We start from the raw sequence: 6710 nt of genomic DNA on the forward strand, positions 1-6710 counted from the left end.
GGTATCTCGAAATCTGAAAGATCGGACATTTCGAACATCTGGCGTACAAAGCAGGCTCACATGCAAGCAGCTATCTCACGGCTTGCACAGGACGGGTAGGCCACAACACAGCCCCTCGGCCCACCCGGCATACAGCGTTTCGGCCCGCCAAACGTCATGCTGCAATGGTTCACTCACCACGAAAGGGTCAGCAGCAATCAGACGCACGAAGTGCGCTGCTATTCAGAGTGATTCGGCAGCGCGAGATCCAACATCAGGTGGCGACGAGCATAACATGGCAAGATCCGGACCGGGAAATAGCAACGCATGGTTCTGCGGCTCGCAGCTGAACACTCGGGCGCCAACCTTTCTCGCGACAGCCGGCACACTCGACGCGCGTCTCCCGCCCCTCCGAGCGTCCACACATGGCGCCGAAGCGCACGGTGGAATGCGGTCGGAGCTGCGCCCCGGCAGTCACCACCTGGACAACCCGGTCCTGCCCCCGGGTTCACACACCCACGTCCCTCCTCATACCGGTTGCACCAGAAGGGATTGCCGTACGGATAGGTGACAACCTGACCTGCCCCACCTCTCAGGTTCCAGTTTCGGTGGCCAACTGACGGTCTTCACGAAGGCTGATCGGCATGCCACGTCTCTGTCCTGCTGAGTTCCGTGCGCGAGCGATCGCGCTCGTGCGCGCTGGCGAACCCGTCCGAGCGCACGGCAATCGAACTGGGGATTCGTCCGGTGACACTGTCGAAGTAGTTGCGCCAGGACGAGATTGATCACGGCCCACGACCAGGCAAGTCGTCGACCGAGTCGGCCGAGCTACGTGCAGCCCGCCAACGAATCAGGCCACCTATAGCTGGGGACTGCTGCACGATCGGGTGACAGGTTTGACCTGGCCTGTCGTTTGGGTTCCAGTCGTGGTGGCCGACTGACCGCGCGGATGTTGCCGTTCTCGAACTGGCGGCGCAGCTGCCGGGTGGCGCGGACTTCGCCGCGCTGACCACCGTGCGCCCCCGACGGCGTACTCACGTTCGATGGCGCGCTCGGAGAAGGACCTCCATGCAGTCCACTCTGATACGCCATCCACGCTTGCCGACGGAATAGGCCATGACGGATAGTCACCCGACTGGGCGTTATCAATATCCGACTTACTGTTATGAATGCCGTCGACTACGAACTCGCTACACTACCGCCGGCTGCAACGATGCCAAACGTACCTGAATCAAATCACTCCACCTGAACAGAAGAAACTCTATTCTCCGGTAAATGTTATCGGATCACGTCGGATACAAGTCGCCATCGAGTCTGCCTGGTTTCGCCCCGGCAACGGCTGCAGGGCGACGCGCGCAAATTTTGCACAGCTTTGCGGCAAATCCGCAGCACCGAACGAAGAAGTCTCTGCCGTTGTGGTTGGTACCCGTGCCGGACAAAGAAGTTCATCCTCGGTCGACCTCTTCGGCCGGCCGTGCTCGGCCCCTCTCACATCGAATCGGTGGAATAGCCAAGAGTGCGGCGGCTCCCGGGTGCGCGAGAGCTGGGCGCACCTCAGGTGCGGCGCGCCTGGTGAGTCGAACGCATCGCCGCGGGTACGCTGCCGCGGCAGTGGTTGCTGTCAAATTGCTTCGCACGACGAAAGGAACAGAGAAATGAAGCGTGTCGCATTCACCGTCGCTGCGGTGGCGGGTGCGATTTCTGCTGCCGTGTTCGGCGCCGGTCCGTCGACGGCTGCGATTCCGCCGGCTGGCGTGCTCTGCGCCGGGATGACTTGTGCAAACACCACCACTGCGCCGCAAATTATCAATGGAACGGCGGTATGCGGGACCGGGATCTCACTGCCGGTGAGCGCCCTGCTCGAGCCACTCAGTAGTCGCAGGCTCTATGCGACGTGCCCCGACGGAACCCAACCGCTCGGCATCAGCTTCTGACCTGCCTGCCCCGGCCGCATCCGCTGACCACCATCGCCAGAAGATTCTTGTCCTTGGCCCACGACCATTCACGCGCCCACAACCATTCACGCCGATACGAAACTGGAGACCTACCGAAGACATTGTGAGACCGAGGATTTGGACAACAGCCAGGCAGACCGGCTCGGCGTCGGTCAGGCTCTTGGACCGGGCCGGCCGCGCGCGGTCTTCGCCACCGGTCATCGACGTGGACATGGAGTGCGGATGGGAGAGTATCGAGGTCTTTCGTCACGAATCGACCTCGATACCCTCCGCCACGACAAAGCTCGCGCCCGTCACACCCCAGTCGGATCAGGAATCGCTCGTCTAAGCCGAGATTCTCTCACTTGACCGGTCCGAATCCTTACCTACCGATGAAAACCTATTCCTCAAACCGACCAAGCCGGAAGATGTGCCACCGAGCCAGCGGGCAACGTCCGCAGCTTGGGAATAGTAGCGGTGCAGCGGATGCGAGGAAACGAGGTTGGCTAGTTGTAGATGATGACCCATCCGAACGATCGCGCGTAGCTCGGAGGCAACGTAGTAGGCCAGCACATCGAGGCCGTTGTCGACTCGTTCGTGATGCTCGGCGCTGTCATCGTCTTGCGCGAGCGCCCAATTCGCCGACAGCGCAATTGCGTGCAGTGCACGGGATGCGACATAGATGTCGGCAATCGTCCGAGACGGGGACATCGTATTTCCACGCGAGACCATGCGATCCTGGATCCGGAGGTGTTCTGCGGCCAGCGTCAGGATGCCCTTCAGCAGTCCATCGGCCACCGAACCTATCGTCGCCAGCGCATACCGGTACAGCTCGGGGATGCCACTGGACAGTAGTTGTTCGGCGGGAATCTCCACGTCGTTGAAATACAGCGAAAATTCCGGCGCTCCGGTCCCGGACGGGCTCTGGGCACGTTCGAGACCCGACGCCTCCGCATCCACGACGGCAAGGCCCGAATCGGTCGGGACCAGGATCCACCGAGCCCGGTCCACGTACGGCACGCCGACCTTGCGCCCCCGGATACGGACAGTGTTGCCCTCGACAGCCGCGCTGGTCTCGGGCTTCATCGCGAACGGCACACCGGGTTCATTGAGCGCAGCGGTGAGCACTGCTCCGTCAGCCACAGCCGGAAAGACCTGCTCTGCCAAGGATTCCGGTGCAGAGCGCAGCAACGGCAGCACCCCGAAGCCCAAGGTTGTCAGCGCCGGCACTTGGACAGCGTCGGTGGCCAGCTCGGTCAGCATGGCGGAGACCTCGAGTAGCCCGAGGCCGTCTCCGCCATAGCGTTGCGGCAGCGCTACCGAAAGCAGCCCTCTGTCCACAAGCTTGGGCCATAGTGCGATATCGCGCGCGCTATCACGTTCCAGCAAACTCACGACAAGCTCAGCAACAGCATCTTGACTCTCAGTCACGGTGAAGTCCAATGCAATGCTCCCCGATCGAGTTGTGGAATCGGCTGTACGACTCGCGCGGTGGCACGAAATCCACTCTCCAGCAATGGGCTACGGACTTCGCCGGCACCGACGACATTCAAATACAGCACGTGGGCAGTAATTTCCTGCGACACAGTACACGCTCCGACGATGCCAGTACCAGCAAGGGCGACAACGAGTCCGCGAATTTCGCCGGGAGGGCGATCCTTGCCAGTTTGCCGACACTCCACAACGGAGTCGAAACCAACCAAGGCCCTGATAATCAGGTTGTTGGACAGCGATCAACTATCAAAATTGTCTCCGAATTGAGCGCGTGTGAGCCTCCGTTCGTTTGTATGTGCAGCGGATCGCACCGCTGAGGCGGTGTCGACCCGGACGCTCGCTGGATTCGACGCCCTTGCGGGCAATCCGGACACCGATACCGCGCTCACGCAACCATCGGCACAGCTCCGCCGCGTCGTATGCCTTGTCCGCATGCGGCTTCGCCGGTCTGCACCGACGCGGCCCGCGCCGCGACCGTACCGCCGGGATGGCTTTCACCAGCGGGCCCGGTGCGGCGGCGGCGGTGTTGGCCGCCGAAATCCCCGCCGACACAGGTATTCCCGCACGATCGGACAGGACGTAGATCTTGGAGCCGGATTTGCCGCGATCGACCGGACTCGGCGAGAGCGGCAGCCGCCACACACGACCGCTGGCCAGCACGTACACCACCGCGATGAACACCGCCCGCTCGTCGAGGCGGCCGCGGTATCGTCAGAATCCCTATTGCTGCGGAAACCTCCTGAAATACAACGGGATAGGGGTCTGTGTCAGGGTAGCGATTCGATCTGCATATGCTCCAAGTGGGCCGCACCGTCCGAGTTCTCACCGACGCCGACCACTGCGACAAACTCGCGATCACCGGCATGTCGCTGCAGAAGACTCCAGGAGTTGGCCAGATACCAGCTCGCCCCGGTGGTACCACGCGAGCCCAAGCCGGCACAAAATATCCAGTATCGGCCGGGGTGCAGCTCGGGACTGGGTCGCACCCGCGCGATGACGCCGACGTTGTGATCTGCGCTCGAGTCATACCGGCTACCGTCCCTCAATTCCAGTTGCTCGAAATGGGATCCACCCTCGGTACCACTGCCATTGAGAGTGAACAACGGACGCTCGACGGTTTCGAGGTACATACGCGTGCAGTCGTTGCAGGTCAGCCCGAAGCTGATGAAAGGCTGGTCGCTATCCGCAACGATGTCGCGGTCGCTGCGGATCTCAATCGATATCGCGGTGTGGCGCTGGAGGACGGAGAATACGTACAGCAGTCCGCGAACTTCCTTCTGCGGCAGGGCAACCAAAATATCCGAGCGATGGTCGGCCGCACATGCTCGGACCTTCCCCCCGAATGTGCATCGATGGGGAACCTCGGCTGTCCGGCATGCTTGCACGGGCCGCAGCGGTAGCTCGAAGGTCGGGTACACGAGAGTAATCCCACTGGTGATCATCTCAGCCCCGAGGAATTCCCCGAGTTCGATGTCTGCTCCGAGAAGACCCGATTCGTGTGCTCGAGCGACTATTGGTGCGGCCTCTGCCGTCTGAAACAGTCTCTCGACTGTCCAGCCGGGGAACATCTTGGCCAGCACCCGGCAATGGTAGTCGCGGGGAAGCCCGACCATCCTGCCCGAAAGCCATCGATAGAACTGTGTCTTCGCCGGCCCGTACCCCGGAGGGACCGGAGGATCGAGCTGTGCGGCATACCGATCGTATGCAGACAGAAATTCCGAGTGGCTCTTGAGGTGCAGATCCGCCAGCAGCACTTTCAGGACGGTAGCCAATGAAACCCCCTAACCCCGGCAACCACAATGGTGGCGGCGACTCGACCGACAACCGTAGTTCGGCTGGGCCATCAACGATGTCCGGAGACCACCCGGACGCAGTACTCCTCTTGGCGATCGACAGGCCAGCCCCGGTGAGGCTGCGCGATAGCGCCGCATGCACCGGCCCCTTGGTTGGGCCTGATGTTGTTCAAGGCAGGTACGCCAACGCAACAGACCCTGTTACCGGTTCCCTCCGTGGCGGTACCGGACATACACAGTATCGGCGGAGGCGATCGCCTTGAACTACGTATCCGAGCTGACGGTGGAGGTGACCACGGTAATGCCGAGCCGCACGATCAAAGGACCGGCGGAGCCAAAGCCCGACATATCGTTCGCACCTCCCCCCGTGGGTGCCGAGATGGGGGAGAGAGAGGTGATGGTAGGCATGGCACTATCTCCTTTGCCGCGATGGTTTCCCCTACTGCACTGGATGGTTGCCCAACTCGATTGATGGCTCGCTCTTTCCATTAAGCCCCCTACACCGTTGCAGGGCAATGCATCTCCGATCCGCTTTTGTCCGTGTTCGCATTGATTGCCCGGTCGAGGTCACGACCGTCTCTACTACTGGTCACCGGCTCAGGGATTTCGTGTGGGGTCGCGTGCACCTTCGGTCATAGCCGGTTGGGATCGCGGGTCGGCCACGGTGCCGTCGGCACCGATCAAAATCTGGTGGGCGGCTGGGCATGCGGGTCTTCGTCAGAAAAGAACGCGCGCATCTCGATGCGCATCTGCGGTCCGCCCGCCGCGACGACCGGCCCGCTCAACGGGCCACGACCCATGTCGTACTTGATCGACCGGTTCTCAGATCGGGACGAACCCGACCATCCGGAAGCTGGGAGTGCCGGCATCCGGACCGTCCGGCGCGGGGATGCCGGACTTCCGGAAGACCGCTCCGCCCCGGGCTCCTGATGCTCTACTGGACGCCATCGGACTGGTGCAGGCGAAATCCTTCGAGTCGGAGACCTCACCCGTGCGGCGATCAGTTCGGAGCACGGCCGATGGTTGGCGCCGTCGATGACGAAACATGGTGCGGCGCTTGTCTTCGGATCACGCGCAGTCCATTGGATTCAACGACTGCGATGGCTTTCGTGATCACGGCGCTCGGATGCAGGACCGGTAGTACTTGACGACCGACCGGAATCTTCAGACACCGACCCGTTGTGCGAATCCGATAACGAACAAAAGCGAACCCCCCAGACCGGTCAGCGGCGTGTTTCAGGGTTGTTAATGGAAGTAGCGGGCCGCCACGAGAACTCGGGCAACCACACGGCTGCAACCGCAGGAAGCACCACAAGCAGTAAGGAGGCAAGTGCATCATGCCTACCATCACGTCCCTGTCCCCGACCTCCGGGCCCACGACGGGGGGAACCAGCGTCACGATCACCGGTACCGGATTCACCGGGCCGACCACCGTGCTGTTCGGCACTACCGCAACGACTTTCACCCTGGATTCCGCGACGCAGATCACCGCGATCGCCCCCGCCGGCTC

At 61.9% G+C, this 6710-nt stretch carries 4 protein-coding genes and 2 pseudogenes; 3 read left to right on the forward strand and 3 right to left on the reverse strand.

The features are described 5' to 3' along the window. Window positions 1-623 precede the first annotated feature (623 nt). Together ABZ909_RS19210 and ABZ909_RS19215 are read left to right on the forward strand one after the other, a co-directional pair. A pseudogene (locus tag ABZ909_RS19210) lies at window positions 624-834 on the forward strand (transposase); the annotation flags it as partial. Between the two features lie 800 nt (window positions 835-1634). After that, the gene (locus ABZ909_RS19215) at window positions 1635-1913 is read left to right on the forward strand and encodes a hypothetical protein (protein ID WP_357001185.1); all 279 of its coding nucleotides are present in this window, start codon (window positions 1635-1637) and stop codon (window positions 1911-1913) included. A gap of 345 nt (window positions 1914-2258) precedes the next feature. Here ABZ909_RS19215 and ABZ909_RS19220 read toward each other — a convergent pair whose 3' ends face one another. From ABZ909_RS19220 to ABZ909_RS19230, 3 genes and pseudogenes are all read right to left on the reverse strand, one after another. Next, window positions 2259-3356 carry an acyl-CoA dehydrogenase family protein gene (locus tag ABZ909_RS19220; RefSeq protein ID WP_357001188.1) on the reverse strand — a complete coding sequence of 366 codons (1098 nt, stop codon included), beginning with the start codon at window positions 3354-3356 and terminating at the stop codon, window positions 2259-2261. Between the two features lie 369 nt (window positions 3357-3725). Then, window positions 3726-4103: pseudogene (locus tag ABZ909_RS19225) on the reverse strand (hypothetical protein); the annotation flags it as partial. A 71-nt stretch (window positions 4104-4174) separates the two neighbouring features. Continuing rightward, complete coding sequence (locus ABZ909_RS19230; RefSeq protein WP_357001190.1) at window positions 4175-5161, reverse strand: hypothetical protein; 987 nt, start codon at window positions 5159-5161, stop codon at window positions 4175-4177. A 1376-nt stretch (window positions 5162-6537) separates the two neighbouring features. Here ABZ909_RS19230 and ABZ909_RS19235 point away from each other — a divergent pair. Beyond that, window positions 6538-6710, forward strand: a 173-nt coding sequence (locus ABZ909_RS19235; RefSeq protein ID WP_357001217.1) for an IPT/TIG domain-containing protein, incomplete at its 3' end; no start/stop codon positions are given.

It is taken from the genome of Nocardia sp. NPDC046763 (assembly GCF_040645495.1).
Classification (GTDB): Bacteria; Actinomycetota; Actinomycetes; order Mycobacteriales; family Mycobacteriaceae; genus Nocardia.

Excerpts from the sequence above, each read along its gene's own strand:
- ABZ909_RS19215 (WP_357001185.1), top strand. The coding sequence starts at position 1,635 with ATGAAGCGTGTCGCATTCACCGTCGCTGCGGTGGCGGGTGCGATTTCT.